A 23,668-nucleotide genomic window follows, 5' to 3' on the forward strand; every position below is an offset into this window, starting at 1 on the left:
ATTTATACCTTACTTATTGGCTGACTTTTAGGTTTTGGGATTAGCTTGAAGATTATTGCTGATGATGAAGCCTTTAAGCCTTTCCTTAAAATCATTCAACAACGTGATGCAGTGAAAGATGTTACTTGGATACAAAGCATTTAAATGCTTAAATATAATGAAAGCACTTTAAATCCACTACTTTGTTAAACTCGCTTGATGTACGCTATGTACAGCATCACTCGGTTGCCTTGTAGTGGCCATTAAATTACTTCAACTATAAAGTTCACAAATTAATTTTCTTGATAGAGCATTTTATGATTCGTATTGGTCAAGGCTTAGACGTCCATGCATTTGAAGATCAGGCATTCGAAAATGGCGATTTTGTTACCCTTGCAGGCGTGAAAATTCCACATACACACGGCTTAAAAGCCCACTCAGATGGTGATGTGATATTACATGCCCTGTCTGATGCTTTACTTGGTGCACTTGCAATGGGCGATATAGGTCATCACTTCCCTGATACTGATCCTGAGTTTAAAGGTGCTGATAGTCGTGTGCTACTACGTCATGTCTATACATTGATCCAAGATCGTGGCTATAAGCTACAAAATGCTGATATTACAGTCGCTTGTGAACGACCAAAACTTGCACCATACAATCTTGAGATGCGTCAAAATATTGCAGATGATTTAGATGTTGAACTGACGCAAGTCAGTGTCAAAGCAACCACTACAGAAAAGCTTGGATTTACTGGTCGTCAAGAAGGCATTTTTGCATCTGCTGTCGTGCTTTTAGCGAAGAAAGATGATTAATTGCATCTAAAAGATTCAATTTTCAACAAAATGCAGTGATCAAAAGCATTCAAGCAACTGTTTATACTCAAATTTTCATCGTATGACAGAAATTCTGATGCTTTTCCATTGTTTTTATAAAGGATATCAATAAAAGAAATTGGTACTTTTATATTTTTTTCCTTAGAATAGGCGCAATTTTTAAGATTTGACCATAAGGTAGCTGTCGCCATGACCTTTGTTGTAACTGAAAACTGTATTAAATGTAAATATCAAGACTGCGTTGAAGTATGTCCTGTAGATTGCTTTTACGAAGGTCCGAACTTCTTGGTCATCAATCCTGATGAATGTATCGACTGTGCGCTGTGCGAACCTGAATGTCCTGCCAATGCGATTTTCTCAGAAGATGAGTTACCTGAAGGTCAAGAAAAGTTTATTGAGATCAATGCTGAACTTTCTGAAAAATGGGCTGACAACAACATTACCCAAATTGGCGATCAACCAGAAGATCGTGAAGACTGGAATGGTAAACCTGATAAGTTGCAATACTTAGAACGCTAAGATTCTTAGCGAACAAAAAGTTATAAAAAGATTGAATGCGAAAGGGTTAAGCAAATTAACCCTTTTTCAATTTTAAAGCTTTAGGAAAATTTTAGTTTGATTGGTAAAAAAGATAAAACTTTTAATAAACTTAACACATACTTTGTCACTATTCCCCTACAAATCATTGCAAAGTCATTTTGTCGTCATTACAGCAAAATGTTAAAATCAAAAATATGAATGCTAAAAAAAACCTCTATATGCGTCGTACTGCTCAATGCTTTTTGCTACTCAGCTCACTCCCTTTTATCTTATCGGGTTGTACCACGACGCCACAAAAAACCACGTATAGACTCCCTCAACCTCAAGCGCCTAAAGTGAATCTCAATCCACAACAAGCGCCTCAAACACCGCATAGACGAATTTGGGTGCAACAACCTCCTGCCGACTATGTTGTGTGGCTAAATAATTATGGGATTAAGCAACGTGTTGCCCAATATGAACAATACTTAAAAGACAATCGGGTACATACTGCCGTTCCCACTCATCAACTCTTACGCAGTGCAAGAGATTGGCAAAAATGTGGTCGCTCGTATCCGTATGCGGTGCCAAGTCCAGAGCTATGGGGCAATGCGATTCCAACCTTAAAAATCATTCAATATTTGGTCGATACCAATGTACTGCGTGACTTTGAGGTAACTTCTGCCTATCGTGATTATTCATTGAATATTTGCGCAGGCGGTGCAGCGGGTTCGAAGCACGTCTACAACTCGGCGGTGGATTTTCGCTTAGGTTCTGCGTACACCACATCTGCACAAGACTTGATCTTGATCGAAGATACCAAGATCAAACTTTGCAACTTTTGGCGTCAGCATGGACAAAGCTTGAATATGGGACTTGGCGTCTATGCCTCAGGTCAGATTCATATAGACACACAGGGTTATCGTACTTGGGGACCTGATCATTCTAGTGCTACGTCGATTTGTAATTACTGATTTTATAGTCAGCTTAGTTAGTCAGGATCAAAAACTAAAAAGCGCTCAATCACTGTTCTTAGTGGTTTTAAATAGCCTGTAAAGAAGTGATTTGCACCTGGCATGATGGTGATTGGGTGTCGTTGAGGTTTTGCCCAAGCCACGACATCTGCAAGTGGCGTAATCTCATCTTGCTCACCGTGAATCAGTAAAATATCGTGATCAATCTCAGGTGTGTGATAGTCAATCAAATCTCGAACACGACCTGCAGGAAGCCCTGCCAAAACCATCTGTTTTGGTCGATGTGCTTGATCTAATAAATGAAAACTTTTCGCCCAAACATGTGAGCCAAAAGAAAATCCACCTGCATAAAATGGCAAGTTTGGATACTTCTCCTGCATCTGCATGGCAATATTGGCAATGTCTTTGCTCTCACCATTGCCATCGTCATGCTCACCATGTGAATCCCCAGAACCACGAAAGCTTGGTCGCCAAACTAAACAACCATGCTCAGCAAAAATCTCTGCCATCAGCTGAGGAATTTTATGTTTTGGATTGCCACCCATCAACGGATGTGGATGTGTAACTAAGGCAATGGCTTTGATAGTTTCTGGGCGATCTTCATAGACTTGCACTTGCCCTGCTTCACATTGCAGATAGATTTTTTCAGTCATAATTCACCTGTGTTTGTTGAACTTATTGTAGCAATCTTTACTCTAATAATTTGAGCAATATGTTGTTTTAAGTATCATCCAAAAGGATTGTTCAAATCGAAAAAGAATTTACCCATAAAACTCATCGCAGATTTCCATTTGCAGTTTGATTTTGCTTTGTTAAGCTAAGTACCAATGATCACTATGAATTAAAATCTTATGTTTGTCGTACTTTCCCCTGCGAAATCCTTAGACTACGAATCAGAATTACCGACTGAAAAATTTACTCAACCTCGTCTTTTAGATAATTCTTTTGAACTGATCCATGAAGCTCGAAAATTATCCGCTTCGCAACTCGGTCAATTGATGAGTATTAGCGAAAAGCTCTCTCAGCTGAATGTCGATCGTTTTAAAGATTGGCAAAAGGACTTTGATCTACATAATGCGCGCCAAGCGATATATGCGTTTACAGGTGATGTCTACACTGGACTGGACGCAACGACTTTAAATCAAACTCAAATCAACTATGCACAAAAACATTTGCGCATGTTGTCAGGCTTGTATGGGTTACTTCGTCCGCTAGATCTGATGATGCCGTATCGTTTGGAAATGGGTACAAAACTCAAAAATGATCGTGGTACTAATCTTTATCAATTTTGGGGCGATCAGATCAGCGAATTGCTTCGTGAAGATATGAAAGCGGAAAAGTCTAAAATTTTGGTCAATCTTGCGTCTGATGAATACTATAAATCTGTCAATGAAGAACTATTGGATTGTGAAATTATCAAACCTGTATTTCTCGATCAGAAGAATGGTAAATACAAAGTGATCAGCTTCTATGCAAAAAAAGCACGAGGGCTGATGTCACGCTTTATCATTGAACATAAAATCCAAAAAGTTGAACAACTTAAAGAGTTTAATGTCGATGGCTATTACTTCGATAAAGAAAACTCAGATGCGCAGGAGTTGGTGTTTAAACGTGATGAGCAAGTCGCTTAAACTTTTGTAAACTATGCAACTCATAAATCAGAAAAGCCTTCAAATGAAGGCTTTTTTACGCATTTGTATCAAGAATTAAACATCTTTACGACGCATATGCGGAAACAGGATCACATCACGGATACTAGGCGCATTGGCAAAAATCATTACCAAACGGTCAATCCCAATCCCTTCACCTGCGGTCGGTGGCAAACCATATTCAAGCGCTTCAATAAAGTCTGCATCGTAGTGCATTGCTTCATCATCACCTGCATCTTTTTCTACCACTTGCGCTTGGAAACGCTCTGCTTGGTCGATTGGATCATTCAACTCCGAGAAACCATTGGCAAGCTCACGCCCACCGATAAAGAATTCAAAACGATCGGTAATGTGTGGATTGTGATCATTACGACGTGCCAGCGGTGAGGTTTCTGCAGGATATTCCGTGATGAAAGTTGGTTGTCGAAGTTTAGTTTCAACCGTTTCTTCAAACACGATCGTTTGCAACTTGCCTAAGCCAAAGAACGGTTTGACTTGTTCTTTTAGCGTATTTTTCACATAATCCGCTAAGAACTCACGATCACCGACATTTTCAGCGGTAAATTCTGGATTATGTTCTAAGATCGCATCGAGCATTGAGATTTTCTTAAATGGGCCTTTGAAGCTAAACACTTCTTCACCATACGGCACATCTGTCGAACCCAAAATGTCGAGTGCTAATTTCTCTAGCATATTCTCGGTCAATTCCATCAAATCCTTATAATCTGCATAGGCTTGATAGAATTCAATCATGGTGAATTCAGGATTGTGGCGAGTCGATACGCCTTCGTTACGGAAGTTACGGTTAATCTCAAACACACGCTCAAAACCGCCAACCACAAGACGTTTTAAATACAACTCAGGCGCAATACGCAAGAATAATGGCATGTCCAACGCATTATGATGCGTTTCAAATGGTTTTGCTGCCGCACCACCTGGAATGACGTGCATCATGGGTGTTTCAACTTCCATATAACGCTGTTCAGTCAAGAACTGACGAATACCTGCAACGACTTTGGCACGGATTTCAAAGGTCTTACGAGTTTCTTCATTGACGATCAAATCAAGATAACGCTTACGATATTTCGCTTCGGTATCTGATAAGCCGTGGAATTTATCAGGTAGTGGGCGCAATGATTTAGTCAGTAACTCAAATTGTTCGATATGCACATACAAATCGCCTTTACCCGAACGACCGATGTAGCCAGACACCGCAATAATGTCCCCCAAATCTAAGCCTTTAATCGTTGCCAGTGTATCTTCATCAAGCTCTTTACGTGCGACATAGAGTTGAATACGCCCTGTCATGTCTTGAATCACCATGAACGAGCCACGATTAAGCATGACACGCCCTGCGACTTTGACATAGACATGCTCTGCCGCTTCGATTTGTTCTTTAGTTTGCTCTAAGAACTGGGCTTGCAAGTCCCCTGCATAATGTTCACGTTTAAAGGCATTTGGATAGACGCTGAGATTAGTCTGTTCAGCCTTTTCTTGGAGCTGTTTTAATTTGGCATGACGCTGTGCGATTAAATCGTTTTCAGAAATTTGTGGTTCGGAAGTCGATTGAGCGTTATTTTGCGTCATCTTTGCCTCGATATCTAAGAGAATGAAAAATTTGAAAGTGCGCTATTCTAGCAAAAAATGGTTGATTTCGCACACTTACACAGCAATACAATTTAAAAAATTTGCAAATTGAAAGCAACGCTATCCTATGTTTCAATTAAAATAGATGTAGCGTGATTTTATAGTAAGTTTTAAAGTAAGTTTGAAAGTAAATTTTATATAGAAATGATAAAAAAGGAGTTGCACCATGAGCTACCAACACATTCTCGTTCCAGTTGACGACTCACCAATCTCGTATGCTGCTGTTGATCATGCCATCACACTTGCCAAACTATGTCACTCACAAGTGACTTTGTTGAGTGTGGTATCGATTGATCCTTATGTTGGCGTGGATTTTTATCAAGTTGCACCAATGATCACCGATCACTTTATGGAAGCAGAAGCATCGGCAAAATCTCGGTTACAAGAAATTGCACAAACATTTAAAAATGAAGGCATTACAGCGCAATCCAAAGTCTTTCATGGCAGCGCCTCAGAAGGCATTATTTATGTAGCAGATGAAGTTAGTGCGGACTTGATCGTCATGGGCTCACACGGTCGAACAGGTGTGAAAAAGTTAGTTTTAGGAAGTGTGGCGCAGTCGGTTTTGACCCAATCACCAATTCCAGTATTAGTGATTAAGCATCAATCAAGTTAAACAAGATTGTTTGAGTTTATTTTCATTGAAGCGATGATCAAATCAGGACAAGATCAATATGACCAAAGTGACGATTCAAACGAGTTGTGCCAATTCGCCTAAGCGAGAGTTTTTAAAAGACTTTAATGTGGCGTTTGGCACAGGCGACGCCGAATTGATTATTGCCAATGTGACTGATGATATTCATTGGCAAATTTTGGGTGACAAAATCATTGATGGCATTGAAGATTTTCAAAAAAATATTCAAGACATGGCATCTACCACAAAAGTCACTGAAATCACGATTGATCAAGTCATTTCGCATGGTAAAGAAGGTGCGGTGAACGGCTTAATCACTTTGAAGAATGGCGAGCAATATGCCTTTGCAGACTTTTATCTTTTTAAAAATACCAAATCGACATTGATACAGTCGATCACTTCTTATGTGATTCAAGTGAAATAACTTAAACTACTATTACGCTAATAATCATCCCAAATACGTTAATGGGTTGCTAACAAATTGACTTGCTCAACCTGTACATCTGCAAGACTTTGCCCATGATGTAACAGTTGCTCGAAATACGCTGACACCACTTGCGCTTGCTCAGCAGTCGATTCGACCTTGTACATGGCTTGACGAAACGCATTACTATCACGTAAGCCTTTGGTGTACCACGCAATATGTTTCCGAGCGATACGACAACCTGAATATTCACCGTAAAATTGATACAACTCTGACAAATGCCCTATCAGCACTTCTCGGATTTCAGTAATTCCAGGCGCATCTAAATACGTTCCAGTTTTTAAGTAATGCTGTATCTCACGGAAAATCCACGGACGACCTTGCGCAGCTCGACCAATCATGATTGCATCGGCACCTGTGTAGTCCAATACATATTTGGCTTTTTCAGGGCTATCAATATCGCCATTGGCGATCACAGGAATATTAATCGACTGCTTGACTGCTTTGATGAGTTCGTAGCGAGCGGTATTGAGATACATATCTTCCCGAGTCCGACCGTGTAAAGCTAAAGCCGCAATCCCCGCCTGCTCTGCATATTTGGCAACTTTTAGAATATTTTCTTCACCATTTTTAAAGCCAAGTCTAGTCTTTAAAGTAACAGGTACATCAACCGCTTCAACGACTGCATTTAAGATGCGTTGTACCAAATCTTCATCTTGGAGTAGTGCCGATCCTGCAAGTTTATTGCAAACTTTTTTCGCTGGACACCCCATATTAATATCAACGATTTGCGCACCATTGGCGACTTGATAACGTGCCGCTTCGGCAAGTTGCTCGGGGTCTGAGCCTGCGATTTGCGCAGAGATTGGCGCAAGCTCACCGTCAAAGTTTGCACGATACAGGCTTTTCTTAGACATGCGTAATGTCTTATCTGAGGTCATCATTTCACTGACCGCATGCCCTGCACCAAAGTGCTTACACAGCGTGCGAAATGGACGGTCTGTAACGCCCGCCATCGGAGCGACGATCAAAGCATTGTCTAGTTGATAAGGACCGATACGCATATAGTGTTTGAAACAAACCTCAAAAATACAAAATATTTCTAATAAAATTCAATGTTGAACTTTATCGTCAAAACAATTTCAATTGCCGCATAGTATACGCTAAGCACAAATTTATTCTATAATTCACTAGGTCTGCTTTATCTTTCCGCTTTGATCATTGATTTCTATTTTAGAGTCGCTCATTCAATCAACGAAAATCTATGTCTCATTCCCATTCTACATTCAAGATGTCGAACGCTTTTAAGCGCAATGTTTTCTGTCTATCACTTTCTGCGACCATGTTTTTGACGGCATGTGATGGCAGTTGGTTTAACCGTGATCAAGAACCACAGCTCGATGCAGAGCAAATCAACAAACTGATTCCCAATCGAGTGAAAGACAGCCAAAGTTGGGCGGATGATATTTTTGCCATTAGTGAAGAATTAAACATTGTTCGTGATAAAGAAAATGTCTGCACCATGATCGCAGTCATTGATCAAGAGTCCAACTTTATTGCCGATCCTCATGTACCGAATCTCGGTCGGAAAGCAGTACAAGAAATCAATGAGCGATTGGAAGATAAGCTGGGCAAAACGATGGCAAAGTATTTTGAGAATATGCTCAAAACCAAGCCGACAGCTGAAGATAATTATCTGATGAAATTGGAAAATGTACAGACTGAACGTGAGCTCGATCAGCTCTATCGTGAGATGTTTGAATATTTTGCTGTGCATTATCATGTCAGCGTTGTGGCTGGTGCAGCCAAACTTGTTGGTCAGGATATTGCCGAAAGCTTCAACCCAATTACCACACTCGGCTCAATGCAAGTGCATATCCGCTACGCGAAAGCAAATAAGCGCAGTTTTATGACCATCAATCAGCTCCGTGATGATCTATATACGCAACAAGGTGGTTTGTACTATGGCATTCACCGCCTGATGATGTACCCTGCGAATTATGAAAAACCATTGTACCGCTTCGCAGATTACAACTCTGGCATGTACTCTAGTCGTAATGCCGCTTTCCAAAAAATGTTGAATCGACTCACTGATGCCGACCTCGATCTTGATGGTGATTTGTTGCTATACAACAAAGACAACGATGTCCGCATGCAAAAAAGTAGCTCTGAAAAAGCGCTGATCGAGTATTTCTCAACCAATCCCACTGCGCCATCACCACGTAAGATTCGTGCTGATTTGAAAAAAGAGAAACAACAAGACTTTGAACAAACTGAAACCTATCTGCTGATTAAAGCAAAGTTTGAAGAAAAGACTGGTAGTGATGCACCCTATGCCATCATGCCAAAAGTCGTGATCTCAGGACCAAAGCTCAGCCGTGACTACAATACCAACTGGTTTGCTGAACGTGTAAACGGTCGTTACCAAAACTGTATGTCTAAAGCCAAACGCATTAAACTCGAAGAATAATTTTTTAAAATTTGAGCAAAAGCTGATGAAAAAATTGGTGGTGTTTTCAGGCGCAGGCATGAGTGCCGAAAGTGGTATTAATACCTTTCGAGATAGTGACGGACTCTGGGAAAACTATCGTATCGAGGACGTTGCCACACCTGAAGCTTGGGCGAAGAACCCTAAACTTGTTCAGCAGTTTTATAATCAACGTCGTAAACAAATCATCGAAGCACAGCCAAACAGCGCACATCTCGCCATTGCTGAATTAGAAAATGATTTTTCAGTGCAAGTAATCACACAGAATATTGATGATTTACATGAGCGTGCAGGCAGCCAAAATGTATTGCATTTGCATGGGAATATTCGACTCGCCAAATCCTCTAAACTGTCATTAAATCAAGAAGAAACCTATTATCCAATCGAAGGTTGGGAGCTTGATTTAAAACGTGACCTTTGCCCACAAGACTATCCGCTTCGCCCTCATGTGGTGTGGTTTGGAGAAGCCGTTCCTGCATATGAACAAGCAATTCGTATGGCTAATGAGGCTGATATTTTTATTGTGATTGGGACAAGTCTAGCAGTCTATCCTGTGGCGGCCTTAGTTCATGAGATTCCTGCGCATTGCCAAGCGTTTTATATTGATCCAAAGGCAGATTATCACGCACCTATGCAACTGCCTCCGCAATATCAACGTATCAATATGACAGCAAGCAAAGGCATGCAATACATTCAAGATGTTTTGCGAAAAAGCAATAATTGAATTGAAGGACAATTCAATTAAAAGGCTGAAATATATTTGACATCAACACGACAGCTCTATATTATACGCACACCTCACAACGTCCCTATCGTCTAGAGGCCTAGGACATCGCCCTTTCACGGCGGTAACCGGGGTTCGAATCCCCGTAGGGACGCCATTATTCTTATAAATTTTCTCTCTTTTTATTTTTTCCTTTCTAATCAATTTCATTGAATGTGCCGCAATTGCTCTTTTTATAATTTTAGCTTTTTAAATCTTTGTTTTCCTTTTACACTCATTGCTAACTGTTACTTTTATTTTTTCATGTATGTTTTCACATTTAGATGATTATTACTGCTTTGCCATGGTCGTCGAACTCGGTGGCTTTAGTGCAGCCGAACGTGCTACAGATATTCCAAAATCAAAACTTAGCCGTCGTATACAAAAGCTTGAAGAATATTTAGATATTCGCCTCATTCATCGCAATTCAAGACAGTTCTCCGTGACAGACATGGGCATGCAAGTCTATGAACGTGCAAAAGTCATGATTGAAGCTGCCAAGTCTGCCGAAGATTTGGTACAAAACCTGAGTGATACGCCACGTGGTACGGTCAAAGTCAGTATTCCTACATCAATGGCACAGAATGAATTTGCAAAAATTCTGCCTGAGTTTTTGGCACGTTATCCTGAAGTACGATTACAGCTTTTAATTAGCAATCGACGTGTTGATCTGATCAATGAAGGCATCGATTTGGCAGTTCGTGTCCGCACACAGCTTGATGAAGATAGTAATTTGATTATTCGTTGCTTTGGCATCAGCGAACAACATCTATGTGCAAGCCAAGCTTATCTCAATCAATATGGTACGCCAAACAGCCCTGATGAACTTGCATCACACCGTATCTTGAGTATGTCAGATCAATTTATTCAGCAAAATATTGAACTAAAATGTACCGATGGCTCTTTGGAGAAAGTGCAGATTAAACCGATATTGTTAGGTTCAGACTTGATCATGCTCGCAGAATTGGCTGCCAAAGATTGTGGAATTGCCCTACTTCCCGATTCTGTAACTTCGGAAAAAATTGTCTCAGGTGAGTTGGTCTATGTCTTGCCTGATTATCATGCGCAACATGGTATTTTCCATATGGTCTACCCAAGTCGCAAAGGTGTTTTACCTGCGGTACGTGTATTGATTGACTTTTTGTCAGAAAAATTAACCCAAGAATGTGAAATTGCCATGACTTGATTGAAGCCATACCAACTATGGGCTTCAAGTTAGTTTTTTCAATCTATTGAATTTTTTGTTGCAAATATAAAACAGTGTATTGTAAATACACTACTGCAAGATATTTCATTCAACTTTATACTGCGCTTGTCTTGTTAAATTAACTGAACAATCAGTACAGCTTGAAGGAATATCACCATGTCTTTTATTGAACAAATCAAGCAACGTCGTTCTATCTACGCCATTGGCAAAAACGTCAGCCAAACGCCTGAACAGCTTGATGCTGTGATTCAGGAAGCCATCAAACAATCGCCATCTTCGTTTAACTCTCAATCTTCTCGTGCAGTGACTTTATACGGCGACTCGCATGCTAAGTTTTGGGAAATCGTGCGTGAAACATTGCGAAAAATGGTGCCTACGGAAAACTTTGAATCAACCAGTCAAAAAATTGATAGCTTTGCAGCAGGTTATGGCACAGTATTATTTTATGAAGATCAAAATGTGATCAAAGACTTGCAAGAACAATTTCCACTTTATTCAGACAACTTTCCAGTGTGGTCTGAGCATTCTTCTGCAATTGCACAGTTTGCAACATGGACTGCCCTTGCGGAAATCAACATCGGCGCTTCATTGCAACATTACAATCCGATCGTTGATGAAGAAGTTGCACAGACTTTTGACATTCCTGCAAACTGGAAACTTCGTGCGCAGTTGGTATTTGGCTCGATCGAAGCACCTGCAGGTGAGAAAACATTTATGAATGATAGCGAGCGTTTTAAATCGTTTCGTTAATTCCTAGGCTAAAAAGTCTTGTATAAAATTAAATCCCTCTTTCTGAGGGATTTTTTTATTGCTTTAATATAGGCTATACACAAGATAGATCACTAAGTACCTTGAAAATTTTGCCAATGCGACAAAGCATAAAAATCTTAAAAACCTCTCTTTTAATACACCACTGACTAAAGTGATCGGATCACCAATGATCGGCACCCAACTGAGTAGTAAAATCGGCGAGCCATATTTGGCGTATAACTTTTGAGCCTGATCTAGCTTTTGCTTGGAGATCGGAAACCAATTTCGATCTCTATATTTTTCAATTTTTATACCCAACCACCAATTCACACATGAACCTAAGACATTGCCAAATGTTACGATCATTAATAGCAAAACAGCCGAGTATTTTTCAGAAATCAATAATGCAAGTAGCAAAGCTTCTGACTGCAGTGGAAGTAGCGTAGCTGCGCCAAATGCACTTAAAAATAAACTGATATAGCCGATGAGGATTTCATTCATTTGCAAGTCGTAAATTAATGACTGGAATAGGTCGAAAAGAAAATTTTAGCGCTGTAGATATAAATGAATGCTAAAGCTATAAAAAGACATAAGGTATAAATAAGACATAAGGTATAAATAAGACATAAAAAAACCTGCTAAATATTAGCAGGCTTTTCAGAATTTGGCAGAGGATCAAGGATTCGAACCTTGACGAACGGTTTTGGAGACCGTCATGCTACCATTACACCAATCCTCTTTATCTGTCTGATCTCTCAAGACGATGCGAAAGATAACATAGCCCTTCGCTCAATACAACAACCCTTTGTTCGACTGCACATTTCTAAACCATTTCCAGCCAATTTTAAAATCATTTTTATTGAAATCTCATGGCTCTAATGGGATAGCGTATATACCCAAAAGCATTAATGGAACAAGAGCTATAGGCACTTAAAACATTAAACTATTGTGCTTAAGCATCCGATCGACAATCGTATCTGATTCAAAGCCAAAGCGCCAATAGAGTAATTCTAACACATCGAGCTCATCTTGGCTGATGATTCGACTTGACCACATTTCTCGTTCAATCACAGAAAGCAAATACATTCTCTGACGATACAAAAGCCCTGAGATGCTTTGAATACACTGCCCCAAATCTATCTCATGTTCTGTAATCCGAGTATAGGCTTGCAACTCATGATGTTTAAGAATTTTTTTTAAAATCCGTTGCCTGACTTTCACTTGCCTAAGACTATCAATTTGTTGTACATGAAGGATCGCATCGACCACAACGACAAGCTCAGTTAAACAATTTTCACGAATTACAGGGAGTGCAGGCTCAAGCAAAGATTGCGTAGACTTTACTCGATCAAAGAGCAAACTGTCTAGCAAGCCAATTTCCCCATCCGCCTGAATGATTGACGCAATTTTTTTCAAATAATGATGACTGATAATATTAGGCATCCGATCTATATATTGCAATGCTTCATCAAAAATTTGCAAATGAATACGACCATCAAGCTTTAATAACGCCTCAACAATTGCCCTACTCACTTCTGCATCTTCAGGAATAAATTCACGGTATTGGCGAATCATAAATATTGCCAAAATTACTTCTCGGCTACCTGTCGCAGTTTGCATTGCACGGATAATCACATCGGGGCGTTGCCAACCTTGTCTAAGCTCAAGACTAAGCGGTTTCATCGCATCTTTAGTTGCAAAGCTAATCGGTGAAAGTCGAAGCACAGGCGATGGTTGTATTGAGAATTGATTGGACGTATCAAAAATCTCAAGCACGCGATTCTCATTGGTTGGTAATAAGAATCGTGTGGCAAGTTTTTTCCAATCAATCACATTACCATTATTTTTATATTTAAGAATTTGACTATGCAAATCATGCAACTGGTCAATACGATCACTCAAAATCGCATGCACACGAAACCAACTTTGTTCAGTCAACGCATTAGCAAAGCACATATGTGCAAGTGCTTCACTTTCTACTCGAAAAAGTTGTGAGCCGTAGGTATGAACATAGATACGACTGAGTGCGTGTAACAAGTCCTCTTCAGTAACGAAGCTTAAAGTTTGCTGATCAACTCGATATTCACGGCGCACATAAAGTAGAAATTTCACCAAACGACTAGTAAGCACCCCAAGACTGCCCAAGAGCCAAATAAATCCACCCCATGCCACATAGATCGCTGCAAACTTACTATCCATGACCAACGATTTACGTTTCGTGCCTTTTACAACAAACAAACTACCAAGCTGTGAAAAAAATAAAAAACCACTGCACCAAATGAGTAATCGAGTATGTTCAACAAATGCACGAGATTGGATATGTACATATTGCTGTGCAATGATTGCTTTAATTTCAGTATAGTCCATCGCCTGTAAAGCACCCCAAGTCAATACGATACTGGCATCTTTTTCGGAAAAACCAACAGTAAACGCATTCACACCGAGTTCATCAGGCAATACAAATAAATAGGCAGGTTTTACCCTGCAAAGACCTGCAATCTCATTATTAATTTTTAGTGCGATACTCTCATTCGGAACTGCATTTAGACGCTCTATACTTTTTGCTCGAAGATGCCGTGCAATGAGTCGCCCATCACCTTTGTACATAATCTGGCGATAAATAATATTTAGACCACACAACAAAAAAATCCCAATAATCACTGCGGGACTAAGAACATGCCACCAAATTAATTGCGTCGTATCAAAAAAATGAACAATCAGCCCAAGAATAAAATTGATCACAGCAATCACTATGATCAATGCAAGCGCATAAACCAAAGGAAGTTTGAACTGATGAAGCCGAAAAGTGATCATATTTAGACCGAAATGTAAGTGCTAAAAAGCATATCAATACTGTGTTTTATCCAATAATTTCTAAGTGATAACTCATTTTGAATCGTATCGCAAGCTTGTCCGTTAGAATAATGCGACGAAATGGTGGGATTTCAAATGCTAATCTAAGAAATTAAAAATATCTTAAAATTTAAGATGTAAAAAAGACGTTTAAACCATTTGGCCTAAACGTCTTTTTATTAGCACTAAACAAGCACTATGGATATTAAGCGTCTTCTTTGATGCCAGTAAGATCAACCGATGCCGCATCAGCATTGACATCAATGTAGCCATCTTTTTTCTTCTTGGCAGTGTCATTACGACTCTGTTCAAGACGTTTTAGATACTCAGTATCAATGCCTTCAGTCACATAGTGACCATCAAATACCGCACACTCAAACTCAGTGATTTTTGGAATTTTCTTAGTACGTACAGCAGCTTTTAAGTCTTCCAAATCTTGGAAAATCAAGCGATCTGCACCGATCATTTGACGAACTTCATCCACAGTACGATCTGCTGCAATCAACTCAGACTTTGCAGGCATATCTATACCATAGACATTGGGAAATTTAATCATTGGCGCAGCAGAGGCAAAAAACACCTGTTTCGCACCCGAGTCACGTGCCATTTGAATGATTTCTTCACAGGTCGTACCACGTACAATGGAGTCATCGACGAGTAATACATTCTTGTCTTTAAACTCAAGCTCTACAGGGTTGAGCTTTTGACGGACTGATTTTTTACGTTGTTGCTGACCTGGCATGATGAAGGTACGACCGATATAACGGTTTTTCATAAAACCTTCACGGAACTTCACACCAAGATAATTGGCAAGCTCAAGCGCAGATGTACGGCTAGTATCTGGAATTGGAATGACCACATCAATCTCGTGATCTTTGCCCCACTCTTTGAGGATTTTATGCGCGAGCTTTTTGCCCATTTTTAAGCGAGCTTTATAGACAGAAATTCCATCAAGCGTCGCATCTGGACGAGCAAAATATACATATTCAAAAATACATGGACGATGTAATGGTGCAGACGCACATTGTTGTAGGAAAAGATTGCCTTTGCTATCTACAAACATCGCTTCACCCGGTTCGAGGTCACGCTCAACCTTAAAGCCTAGAGAAGTAATCGCAACTGATTCAGACGCAATAATATATTCCATACCTGTATCAGTTTCACGAGAACCATAAACCAAAGGACGAATACCATTCGGATCACGAAAGCCAACCAAGCCATGACCTGTGATCAATGCCACCACGCCATAAGCACCCTTACAACGCTCATGCACGCTTGCTACTGCGGTAAAAATATCTTTTTCACTTGGGTTGACCTTGCCACATTTTTGCAATTCATGCGCAAAGACATTGAGCAAAACTTCTGAGTCGGAATCAGTATTGATATGACGCAAATCTGCGCTAAATAAATCTTTATGAATATCTGCCGCATTGGTCAGATTGCCATTATGCGCAAGGGAAATGCCATACGGTGAATTGACATAAAACGGCTGTGCTTCTGCACTACTTGATGAGCCTGCCGTCGGGTAACGAACATGACCGATACCATAGTTGCCGACTAATGCACGCATGTGACGTGTGTGAAATACATCTCGTACCATGCCATTGTCTTTACGGAGATATAGACGCCCATCATGGCAGGTAATGATCCCTGCTGCGTCCTGTCCACGATGCTGTAACATGGTTAACGCATCATATAACATTTGATTTACTGGCGACTTCGCAGCTATACCAACCACACCACACATAGAGACCTCGCAGACTGGCTAGGAACTTTATAGATAAAACGAGTGTTAAAACAAAAACATAAAACCATTTGAACATCTCTTCGAATTGATACGAAATAGCCTTTCAAATTGTTTTATAAAAATGGATTGGCAGTCTTAGACTGATTTTCCCCATTCGAGGGCAATATTATATCATCTTGCGCTTTAGAATGATCATCAGAATTGAAGCTTTCTATCTCAGCAGTCGTTTTTTGTACAATCTGTTGTGAATATTCAATGGTTTGTGAGGCATAAGGTTGAAGCCATTCGATCACTTTTGAATCTTGCCACATTTTGGTTTGCGCAAACCAACCTTGCAAGATATGTATCGCAATCAAAAATACCACAGCCATTTTTGCAAAACCAAATGCACCGCCTGCCAAGCGATTAAACCAAGACAATTTCAACTTTTTGACTACTTGATGCAACAAATACCCCAGTGTCCACGTTAAAATCACAACAACCAAAACAATCGCAATAAAGGCAGCAATATGTTGAACTGTCTGATCTTGGCTGATGATACCCATCAGCGGTCGCAGAGATTCACTAAATTTCGTTGCACAGACTAATGCAAATACCCAACCAATCAGATTGGCTAAAGCATGAATCAAACCTTGACGCAGACCGTTCATGGTACTGATCAAGATAAGAATGATCATGATAATATCAAGGGTATTCATGCGCTTCTACTCAACAATATTCAACCTTTAATCAGTACTTTAATTGGATTAAAAATATTGATTTAAAAATCAGATTTAAAAAGATTCAACACAATCTGCAATCAGATTCGGACCTGTATAAATCAAACCACTATAAATCTGCACTAAGCTTGCACCTGAAGCACGTTTCAGTGCTGCTTGTTCACCCGACAGAATACCACCGACACCAATCAATGGGATTTGATCTTGTAATATTTTGGAAAACTGACTCAGGCATTTGGTACTTTTTGTGAAGACAGGCTCACCTGATAATCCACCCTGTTCATCGCCATGAAGCATCCCTTCGACACCTTCTCGTCCTAATGTCGTATTGGTGACAATCAAACCATCAATTTTAAACTTGCGCAATTGATCTGCAATAAACTCAATATCTTCAGTCGTTAAATCAGGTGCAACTTTGAGCACTAAAGGTACATAAAAGCTAAATTGTTTTGCAAGCTCTAATTGTTTATTTTTTAAAGTTTCTAAGAGTTCAGTCAGCGCATGACCACTTTGTAAACTACGCAAACCTTTGGTATTTGGTGAGGAAATATTGACCGTGACATAGGACGCATATTGATAGACTTTTTCTAAGCAAATCAAATAGTCTTCTGTGGCATTTTCCACTGGTGTATCAGCATTTTTACCGATGTTAATGCCAAGTACACCTTGATATTTTGCACTTTTAACATTTTCAACGAGCTTATCTACACCATCATTATTGAAGCCCATACGGTTAATGATCGCTTTGGCATCAGGTAGACGAAACAAGCGTGGATGTGGATTGCCTGATTGTGGACGTGGAGTGATTGTACCAATCTCAATAAAGCCAAAACCTAAAGCTGCTAACGCATCGATGTAGTCGCCATTTTTATCCAAACCTGCGGCAAGTCCAACTGGATTTGTGAATTGAATACCCATACAGGTCACAGGCTTTTGATATTGTTTATAAATATTTTGGACCAAGCCAAGCTTGTGAGCGATTTTCAGTGAAGATAAAGTCACTTCATGAGCACGTTCGGCTTCGAGCTTAAACAACAATGGGCGAGCTAAGGAATATAACATTGCGATTTGACAGGTATTTTATTGAAAAATTCGCCAAATAGTTTACGTGAACTATACACAAAAATATAGGGTTAGTTTTGAACTTGCATCAGTCGATTTAGCAAATAAGTTCGTAATCTTATCTTGTTAAACATCAAAAAAAGACTCAGTAAAAACTGAGTCTTTCTTTTTAAAGCGGTATCATCGAAATGATTAGTCGCCTTGATAACCTTTTAGCTTCAAACGTGCAGCGTGCAATAGTGGCTCTGTATAGCCCGATGGTTGCTCTGCGCCTTTCAAGATCAAGTCAGATGCGGCTTGGAACGCAATACCGTCAAAGTTTGGCGCCATAGGCGTGTATAGCGGATCATTGGCATTTTGCTCATCGACGATTTTCGCCATGCGCTTCAATACTTCTTCCACTTGCGCTTGAGTCACGATACCGTGACGCAACCAGTTGGCAACGTGTTGAGATGAAATACGCAATGTTGCACGGTCTTCCATCAAGCCAACATTGTTAATGTCTGGTACTTTTGAACAACCTACACCCAAGTCAACCCAACGTACAACATAACCCAAGATACCTTGACAGTTATTTTCAAGTTCGTTGTTAATTTCAGCTTCTGACCAGTTAACTTCTGGACCAAATGGTGGTGTCAATAGATCATCTAAAGACAACATTTGCTCAGTTTTCAACTGATCTTGACGTGCTTTGACGTTGATTTGATGATAGTGCATTGCGTGAAGTGCTGCACCCGTCGGTGACGGTACCCATGCACAGCTTGCACCTGCATTTGGATGTGCTGTCTTCGTCGCAAGCATGTCTTTCATGCTGTCAGGTTTTGGCCACATGCCTTTACCGATTTGCGCTTTGCCTTGTAGACCACATGCAAGACCGATTGCAACGTTACGGTTTTCGTAAGCTGCAATCCATTTTTGTGTTTTCACAGCTTCTTTACGAACGACTGGCGCAGCTTCCATTGAAGTATGGATTTCATCACCTGTACGATCCATAAAGCCTGTGTTGATGAAGATGGTACGATCTTTTGCTTCCGCAATACAGTTCTTCAAGTTCACAGAAGTACGACGCTCTTCGTCCATGATACCGACTTTCAACGTCTTATCAGGAAGACCTAAAGCTTTCTCTACACGACCGAACAACTCAACCGTAAATGCAACTTCTTCTGGACCGTGCATTTTCGGTTTTACGATGTACATCGAACCTTTACGAGAGTTCTTGAGTTCGTTTTGACCTTTGATGTCTGCAATCGTCAGCAAAGGTGTCACCAATGCGTCCATGATGCCTTCAAAGATTTCTTGACCATCCACTAAGATCGCAGGGTTTGTCATCAAATGACCAACATTACGAAGCAACATCAATGAACGACCGTGAAGCGTCGTTTCACCACCGATCAAGTTTTTGCAAGTACGATCCGCATTCAAAGTACGAGTGATGACTTGATCACCTTTGGCAATTGATTCTTGAAGGGTACCACGCATCAAACCTAACCAGTTGCGATAGCCTTCAACTTTCTCTTCTGCATCTACTGCAGCAACCGAATCTTCCAAATCTTGAATGGTCGTGATTGCAGCTTCCATGATGAGATCTTTTACGCCTGCAGAATCCGCTTGACCGATTGGGCTAGACGCATCTACTTCAATGATCACATGAAGACCGTTGTTTAGAAGAACGATTTCTGTCGGTGCAGACGTTTCGCCATTGAAGCCAACGAATTGCGCTTCATTTTTCAACGTCGTGGTTAAGCCATCTTTGAGCGTAACAACTAAAGCATTTGATGCCACAGCATATTTGGTCACATCATCGTGTGTACCTTGTGCCAATGGGAATGTTTCATTTAAGAAGTTCTTCGCAAATGCGATAACTTTTGCACCACGTGCAGGATTGTAGCCTACGCCTTTTTCTGCGCCATCTTCATCAGAGATCACGTCGAAGCCATACAAGGCATCGTACAATGAACCCCAACGTGCATTCGCCGCATTCAAGCAATAACGTGCATTACGTACAGGTACAACCAATTGCGCACCTGCAAGAAGTGCAATCTCTTCATCAACATTTTCAGTAGTGATTTGGAAGTCTGCAACTTCAGGCTCTAAATAACCGATCTCTGTTAAGAATGCTTTGTACGCTTCAAGTTCAAACTTGTTATTACGATGCCATTCATCAATTTGCTTTTGCAAAGCATCACGTTTTTCTAATAAGGCTTTATTTTTTGGGCTAAGATCGACAACGACTTGTTCAAAGTTTTTCCAGTATGTTGCACTGTCGATGCCACTGCCTGGGAGTGCTTCATTTTCAATAAAATCATAAAGTTCTTTGGCAATCGCAAGTTTGCCCTGTTGAATACGTTGAGTCATTGTACTTCCTAACTTTTGGATACTTTGAATTTTTGATTAAGGTTCAGTTCAGCTTACATACATAAATAGATGTAGATGCAAACTCAATAGACGCAAAATTCAATTAAACGACTAGTATACTGATGAAAAATCATCTGCATACCTCTATTACCACGTAAAATAATAAACATGTTTTGAGAAAATAATAGTCTTTTCTCAAGCCTGTAATGCTTTTACACAAAAAAGCTGATCAATCGAACCATTCTGCAATCAATTCAATTGATCAACTGACTTTCTTTAGATTAACTCACGCTGTGTCGGATTGGTCGATTCATTCAAACGATGTTCCGTATTGAGGTAATCTTCCGACTGCATCTCAAGTAAACGTGAACGAGTTCGTTCAATCTCAAATGCAAGGCGTTCACCTTTATACAATTGGATAATGGAGTCTTCTGAGGTCAAAATCAACTTCACACGGCGATCATAAAACTCATCTACTAAATAAATAAATCGACGTGTGCCATCTGCCAAATGATCATTGAGATGTGGAATATGGCTCACAAGCACTGTATTGTAAGTATTCGCAATCTCGATAAAATCCGCAGGACTACGAGGTTTCAAACATAGCTCAGAAAAGTCACACCATAATACATCCTCTGTGTGCATGCGTGTTACGACCACACGATTGTTGACCAAAATCGGTTCTGGTGATTTGACTTGATTGGTCGTTAAACTATGAAAGCGTTCTTCAATCCACGCTTCATGCTCACGATGCAGCGGATATTTAAACAGTTGCGATTGCTTGAGAACACGTAGACGATAATCCACACCCGAATCAACATTAAGCACGGTACAATTCTTTTTCACCAATTCAATGGTTGGTAAAAAACGATCACGATGAATGCCATTTTTATATAGACCATCAGGTGCAATATTTGACGTCGCAACCAACGTCACGCCACGACTAAATAGCTTTTGGAATAGATCACCCAAAATCATCGCATCAGTAACATTCGATACAAAAAATTCATCGAAGCAAATCACCACCGCATCACGATAAATCTGATCGGCAACGATATCGAGCGGATTACGCTGACCTGAAAGTTTATTGAGCTCTAGATGTACGTGTTGCATAAAGTGGTGAAAGTGCATGCGCATCTTACGGCGAAATGGTACAGCATCGTAAAACTGATCCATCAACCACGTTTTACCACGCCCTACGCCGCCCCACATGTAGACACCATCAGGTGAATCCTGACGACGGAAACGGCGAAATGCTTTTTTTGAAGATTTGTAGCGTTGAATCAGCTCTTCCCAAACTCGTTCTAGGTTTTCTACTGCTTTGGCTTGTTCAATATCAGGACTAAACTGACCTGAATCTAAAGCATTTTGGTAACGGGTAGCAGGAGAAAGCACTTCGACGGTATGGAAAGTATTCATAGGAGATAAAGTATTTATACAACTGTGTAAAATAGTATAACAGACCGAGTGGGATAAACATGCAACTTTAGTGAAAGCACAGTCAGATCAAAAAAATATATGCTGAACTATCAGAAAGTTGCATCTGGAAAACACATTAGAAATTTTTTAAATAAAAATCCCTAATGCTTAAGCTGTCGACAATTTCTTTTTAATTTCGTCTTCAATGATTGAAAATTCTAAATCGCTAAAACGACGAATCTCACCTTCTGCATGTTTTTCAAGCATACCGCCGATAAGTGGAACTTTCACCTTAACCGTCCAATTCAGCTTAAAATTCACTTGGTTTTCGTCGCCTGTCACTGTACGTTGACTGGTCGCTTGTAGTGGAAGATTTGCACCAAGCTCAACTGTCGAAGTGAGTTGCTCTACATTGGTCACATCACTACGCTTTAGACGAAAGGCATCTTTGAGTAGTTTTTTAGCTACTTCAGGAATATTCACATCAAGGTTATATTCACGGCGCAAGGTGTAAATATTGCCATTCAAATTTGATTCAAGAATCTCAAGCTTTTCCCCCGGGATACGGCGACACACGGCTTCATGTAATTCGGTGTCTTTAACCAAAGTTTTAAACTGCTCAAGTGAAACCCCAGTAATCGTTGCATCGACTGTAAACTGATGTGCCATAAATTTCATTTCCATAGTTAGGTTTTTTATTGAAGGGTCTATTTAACTTGAATTATAAGTATTTGTAAAACGCATTTTAGTCAAAAGTTAAACTGTCCACCAAATTCGCCGATTCGATTTCACCACGATTAAGCTGTTCTAAAATGCTTTGTGAAATATCTTTGGTGCTTCTTGCACCTTTACGCGCTGTGTTCATCAGTTCTCTTTGTGAGTTTTGAGTTGTATAAGAATAATCATACTAACTAAGCCACTAAGCATTTTGAAAAGATTCACACCAAAATGAATAATACTGTCCTGCATATTTTTTCATCTGTGGGAAATACCACTTGGCGACACTATCCACCAAGTTGAAACCACGCTCATCATCAATGATTTCAAAGTCTGGATGATTGAGTATGGCATGTTGATAGCAAGCGCATAGCAAAAACTGTGCAATATTATCCGCCACCGTGTCCCCATAATCCCAACTGCCCGAGCCGTGTATGCGCATTTCCACTTGGGTCGTGCCACTTTTCAAATCAATAAAATAGGGATCGCCTCCCTCATTTGCAATCATAAAATAATTCGCTGGCCAACCTGCAATATCTTCTTTGAGCACTGGATTATAGTTATATCCATCCTGAATAAATTTCAACTCATGTAACGGCAATAAACTCAGCGGATTACCGACAGTATCTAAGGTGACACCTTTTTGATCGCAGACTTGGACGATATAGTCTTGCAACTCGCTTGGAAATGGATCAGCAAACTCTGATTGAATCCGCTTGAGTTCTTCGCTGTTATCGTGCTTGCCTTGCATGGTAAATTCTTGATAAACACCTTCATACCATTCATGCCCGACCAGTTTGGGATCAGGTTCAGGCCAAAATTTTTCAATGTCGAGTAATGCTTCATTTAATTTACTCATGTTATTCCTTTTTATATGGGTAATTTATTGCAATGAATAACTTTTTATTGATTAGTAGTCGCCCATC

22 protein-coding genes and 2 tRNA genes are annotated in these 23,668 nt (G+C 40.0%); 11 read left to right on the plus strand and 13 right to left on the minus strand.

Annotation, left to right across the window (positions count from 1 at the left end):
- The first annotated feature begins 296 nt into the window (after nt 1-296).
- The 3 genes from ispF to ACE3PQ_RS09805 all read left to right on the plus strand — a co-directional run bounded on the left by ispF (nt 297) and on the right by ACE3PQ_RS09805 (nt 2,308).
- Entirely contained in the window at nt 297-794 is a 498-nt protein-coding gene (gene ispF, locus ACE3PQ_RS09795) for a 2-C-methyl-D-erythritol 2,4-cyclodiphosphate synthase (RefSeq protein ID WP_374297372.1), read from the plus strand.
- Nucleotides 795-1,004: 210 nt separating this feature from the next.
- On the plus strand, nt 1,005-1,334 hold the full coding sequence (gene fdxA / locus ACE3PQ_RS09800) for a ferredoxin FdxA (protein ID WP_241573857.1): 330 nt from the start codon (nt 1,005-1,007) through the stop codon (nt 1,332-1,334).
- Between the two features lie 239 nt (nt 1,335-1,573).
- The gene (locus ACE3PQ_RS09805) at nt 1,574-2,308 is read left to right on the plus strand and encodes a D-Ala-D-Ala carboxypeptidase family metallohydrolase (protein WP_374297436.1); all 735 of its coding nucleotides are present in this window, start codon (nt 1,574-1,576) and stop codon (nt 2,306-2,308) included.
- Nucleotides 2,309-2,325: 17 nt separating this feature from the next.
- Here the strand turns inward: ACE3PQ_RS09805 and ACE3PQ_RS09810 are convergent, their stop codons facing one another.
- Nucleotides 2,326-2,961, minus strand: a complete 636-nt coding sequence (locus ACE3PQ_RS09810) for an alpha/beta hydrolase (RefSeq protein ID WP_374297374.1) — start codon at nt 2,959-2,961, stop codon at nt 2,326-2,328.
- Nucleotides 2,962-3,159: 198 nt separating this feature from the next.
- On the opposite strand from ACE3PQ_RS09810, the gene yaaA reads away from it, so the two are divergent.
- Nucleotides 3,160-3,939: a peroxide stress protein YaaA gene (gene yaaA, locus ACE3PQ_RS09815; RefSeq protein WP_374297376.1), complete on the plus strand. Its 780-nt coding sequence runs from the start codon at nt 3,160-3,162 to the stop codon at nt 3,937-3,939.
- Between the two features lie 75 nt (nt 3,940-4,014).
- Here the strand turns inward: yaaA and lysS are convergent, their stop codons facing one another.
- Entirely contained in the window at nt 4,015-5,544 is a 1,530-nt protein-coding gene (gene lysS, locus ACE3PQ_RS09820) for a lysine--tRNA ligase (protein WP_374297379.1), read from the minus strand.
- Nucleotides 5,545-5,770: 226 nt separating this feature from the next.
- Between lysS and ACE3PQ_RS09825 the strand changes: the two genes are divergently transcribed.
- Together ACE3PQ_RS09825 and ACE3PQ_RS09830 are read left to right on the plus strand one after the other, a co-directional pair.
- Nucleotides 5,771-6,220 (plus strand): universal stress protein, encoded by a 450-nt coding sequence (locus tag ACE3PQ_RS09825; protein WP_374297380.1) that lies wholly within the window; start codon nt 5,771-5,773, stop codon nt 6,218-6,220.
- A gap of 58 nt (nt 6,221-6,278) precedes the next feature.
- Nucleotides 6,279-6,662 (plus strand): nuclear transport factor 2 family protein, encoded by a 384-nt coding sequence (locus tag ACE3PQ_RS09830; protein ID WP_374297382.1) that lies wholly within the window; start codon nt 6,279-6,281, stop codon nt 6,660-6,662.
- Between the two features lie 38 nt (nt 6,663-6,700).
- On the opposite strand, the gene dusB is transcribed toward ACE3PQ_RS09830, so the two are convergent.
- Entirely contained in the window at nt 6,701-7,726 is a 1,026-nt protein-coding gene (dusB, locus tag ACE3PQ_RS09835; protein ID WP_374297384.1) for a tRNA dihydrouridine synthase DusB, read from the minus strand.
- 227 nt (nt 7,727-7,953) lie between these two features.
- Between dusB and ACE3PQ_RS09840 the strand changes: the two genes are divergently transcribed.
- From ACE3PQ_RS09840 to ACE3PQ_RS09860, 5 genes are all read left to right on the plus strand, one after another.
- Nucleotides 7,954-9,132 carry a DUF1615 family protein gene (locus ACE3PQ_RS09840; RefSeq protein ID WP_374297438.1) on the plus strand — a complete coding sequence of 393 codons (1,179 nt, stop codon included), beginning with the start codon at nt 7,954-7,956 and terminating at the stop codon, nt 9,130-9,132.
- Between the two features lie 25 nt (nt 9,133-9,157).
- A complete protein-coding gene (locus ACE3PQ_RS09845) occupies nt 9,158-9,874 on the plus strand; it encodes an NAD-dependent deacetylase (RefSeq protein WP_374297386.1) in 717 nt (238 codons plus the stop codon).
- 81 nt (nt 9,875-9,955) lie between these two features.
- A tRNA-Glu gene (locus ACE3PQ_RS09850) sits at nt 9,956-10,031 on the plus strand.
- Between the two features lie 150 nt (nt 10,032-10,181).
- The gene (locus ACE3PQ_RS09855; protein ID WP_374297387.1) at nt 10,182-11,099 is read left to right on the plus strand and encodes a LysR family transcriptional regulator; all 918 of its coding nucleotides are present in this window, start codon (nt 10,182-10,184) and stop codon (nt 11,097-11,099) included.
- Between the two features lie 177 nt (nt 11,100-11,276).
- Complete coding sequence (locus ACE3PQ_RS09860) at nt 11,277-11,870, plus strand: nitroreductase family protein (RefSeq protein ID WP_374297389.1); 594 nt, start codon at nt 11,277-11,279, stop codon at nt 11,868-11,870.
- A gap of 63 nt (nt 11,871-11,933) precedes the next feature.
- Here the strand turns inward: ACE3PQ_RS09860 and ACE3PQ_RS09865 are convergent, their stop codons facing one another.
- The 10 genes from ACE3PQ_RS09865 to ACE3PQ_RS09910 form a co-directional block, all read right to left on the minus strand.
- Nucleotides 11,934-12,371: a YqaA family protein gene (locus ACE3PQ_RS09865; RefSeq protein WP_374297391.1), complete on the minus strand. Its 438-nt coding sequence runs from the start codon at nt 12,369-12,371 to the stop codon at nt 11,934-11,936.
- Nucleotides 12,372-12,535: 164 nt separating this feature from the next.
- Nucleotides 12,536-12,609, minus strand: a tRNA-Trp gene (locus ACE3PQ_RS09870).
- A 191-nt stretch (nt 12,610-12,800) separates the two neighbouring features.
- Nucleotides 12,801-14,684, minus strand: coding sequence for a M48 family metallopeptidase (locus ACE3PQ_RS09875; RefSeq protein WP_374297393.1), 1,884 nt, complete (start codon nt 14,682-14,684; stop codon nt 12,801-12,803).
- A 244-nt stretch (nt 14,685-14,928) separates the two neighbouring features.
- Nucleotides 14,929-16,470 (minus strand): amidophosphoribosyltransferase, encoded by a 1,542-nt coding sequence (gene purF, locus ACE3PQ_RS09880; protein WP_374297395.1) that lies wholly within the window; start codon nt 16,468-16,470, stop codon nt 14,929-14,931.
- 113 nt (nt 16,471-16,583) lie between these two features.
- On the minus strand, nt 16,584-17,168 hold the full coding sequence (locus tag ACE3PQ_RS09885) for a CvpA family protein (protein WP_374297397.1): 585 nt from the start codon (nt 17,166-17,168) through the stop codon (nt 16,584-16,586).
- A 75-nt stretch (nt 17,169-17,243) separates the two neighbouring features.
- A complete protein-coding gene (locus ACE3PQ_RS09890; RefSeq protein ID WP_374297399.1) occupies nt 17,244-18,251 on the minus strand; it encodes a quinone-dependent dihydroorotate dehydrogenase in 1,008 nt (335 codons plus the stop codon).
- Nucleotides 18,252-18,443: 192 nt separating this feature from the next.
- The gene (locus ACE3PQ_RS09895; protein WP_374297400.1) at nt 18,444-20,606 is read right to left on the minus strand and encodes a malate synthase G; all 2,163 of its coding nucleotides are present in this window, start codon (nt 20,604-20,606) and stop codon (nt 18,444-18,446) included.
- 276 nt (nt 20,607-20,882) lie between these two features.
- Nucleotides 20,883-22,025, minus strand: a complete 1,143-nt coding sequence (zapE, locus tag ACE3PQ_RS09900) for a cell division protein ZapE (protein ID WP_374297402.1) — start codon at nt 22,023-22,025, stop codon at nt 20,883-20,885.
- Nucleotides 22,026-22,193: 168 nt separating this feature from the next.
- On the minus strand, nt 22,194-22,694 hold the full coding sequence (locus ACE3PQ_RS09905) for a DUF2505 family protein (RefSeq protein WP_374297404.1): 501 nt from the start codon (nt 22,692-22,694) through the stop codon (nt 22,194-22,196).
- Nucleotides 22,695-22,944: 250 nt separating this feature from the next.
- Nucleotides 22,945-23,601, minus strand: a complete 657-nt coding sequence (locus ACE3PQ_RS09910; RefSeq protein ID WP_374297406.1) for an SMI1/KNR4 family protein — start codon at nt 23,599-23,601, stop codon at nt 22,945-22,947.
- Between the last annotated feature and the right edge of the window lie 67 nt (nt 23,602-23,668).

This window comes from Acinetobacter sp., assembly GCF_041911495.1.
Taxonomy (GTDB): Bacteria; Pseudomonadota; Gammaproteobacteria; order Pseudomonadales; family Moraxellaceae; genus Acinetobacter.

What these genes read in the sequence shown, in the direction of transcription:
- ACE3PQ_RS09810 (WP_374297374.1), bottom strand. Translation starts at nt 2,961, where the DNA reads ATGACTGAAAAAATCTATCTGCAATGTGAAGCAGGGCAAGTGCAAGTC.
- ACE3PQ_RS09895 (WP_374297400.1), bottom strand. Translation starts at nt 20,606, where the DNA reads ATGACTCAACGTATTCAACAGGGCAAACTTGCGATTGCCAAAGAACTT.
- lysS (WP_374297379.1), bottom strand. Translation starts at nt 5,544, where the DNA reads ATGACGCAAAATAACGCTCAATCGACTTCCGAACCACAAATTTCTGAA.
- ACE3PQ_RS09865 (WP_374297391.1), bottom strand. Translation starts at nt 12,371, where the DNA reads ATGAATGAAATCCTCATCGGCTATATCAGTTTATTTTTAAGTGCATTT.
- ACE3PQ_RS09885 (WP_374297397.1), bottom strand. Translation starts at nt 17,168, where the DNA reads ATGAATACCCTTGATATTATCATGATCATTCTTATCTTGATCAGTACC.
- ACE3PQ_RS09805 (WP_374297436.1), top strand. Translation starts at nt 1,574, where the DNA reads ATGCGTCGTACTGCTCAATGCTTTTTGCTACTCAGCTCACTCCCTTTT.
- zapE (WP_374297402.1), bottom strand. Translation starts at nt 22,025, where the DNA reads ATGAATACTTTCCATACCGTCGAAGTGCTTTCTCCTGCTACCCGTTAC.
- ACE3PQ_RS09845 (WP_374297386.1), top strand. Translation starts at nt 9,158, where the DNA reads ATGAAAAAATTGGTGGTGTTTTCAGGCGCAGGCATGAGTGCCGAAAGT.
- ACE3PQ_RS09860 (WP_374297389.1), top strand. Translation starts at nt 11,277, where the DNA reads ATGTCTTTTATTGAACAAATCAAGCAACGTCGTTCTATCTACGCCATT.
- yaaA (WP_374297376.1), top strand. Translation starts at nt 3,160, where the DNA reads ATGTTTGTCGTACTTTCCCCTGCGAAATCCTTAGACTACGAATCAGAA.
- ACE3PQ_RS09890 (WP_374297399.1), bottom strand. Translation starts at nt 18,251, where the DNA reads ATGTTATATTCCTTAGCTCGCCCATTGTTGTTTAAGCTCGAAGCCGAA.
- dusB (WP_374297384.1), bottom strand. Translation starts at nt 7,726, where the DNA reads ATGCGTATCGGTCCTTATCAACTAGACAATGCTTTGATCGTCGCTCCG.
- ACE3PQ_RS09875 (WP_374297393.1), bottom strand. Translation starts at nt 14,684, where the DNA reads ATGATCACTTTTCGGCTTCATCAGTTCAAACTTCCTTTGGTTTATGCG.
- ACE3PQ_RS09905 (WP_374297404.1), bottom strand. Translation starts at nt 22,694, where the DNA reads ATGGCACATCAGTTTACAGTCGATGCAACGATTACTGGGGTTTCACTT.
- purF (WP_374297395.1), bottom strand. Translation starts at nt 16,470, where the DNA reads ATGTGTGGTGTGGTTGGTATAGCTGCGAAGTCGCCAGTAAATCAAATG.
- ACE3PQ_RS09910 (WP_374297406.1), bottom strand. Translation starts at nt 23,601, where the DNA reads ATGAGTAAATTAAATGAAGCATTACTCGACATTGAAAAATTTTGGCCT.
- ACE3PQ_RS09825 (WP_374297380.1), top strand. Translation starts at nt 5,771, where the DNA reads ATGAGCTACCAACACATTCTCGTTCCAGTTGACGACTCACCAATCTCG.
- ACE3PQ_RS09855 (WP_374297387.1), top strand. Translation starts at nt 10,182, where the DNA reads ATGTTTTCACATTTAGATGATTATTACTGCTTTGCCATGGTCGTCGAA.
- fdxA (WP_241573857.1), top strand. Translation starts at nt 1,005, where the DNA reads ATGACCTTTGTTGTAACTGAAAACTGTATTAAATGTAAATATCAAGAC.
- ACE3PQ_RS09830 (WP_374297382.1), top strand. Translation starts at nt 6,279, where the DNA reads ATGACCAAAGTGACGATTCAAACGAGTTGTGCCAATTCGCCTAAGCGA.
- ACE3PQ_RS09840 (WP_374297438.1), top strand. Translation starts at nt 7,954, where the DNA reads ATGTCGAACGCTTTTAAGCGCAATGTTTTCTGTCTATCACTTTCTGCG.
- ispF (WP_374297372.1), top strand. Translation starts at nt 297, where the DNA reads ATGATTCGTATTGGTCAAGGCTTAGACGTCCATGCATTTGAAGATCAG.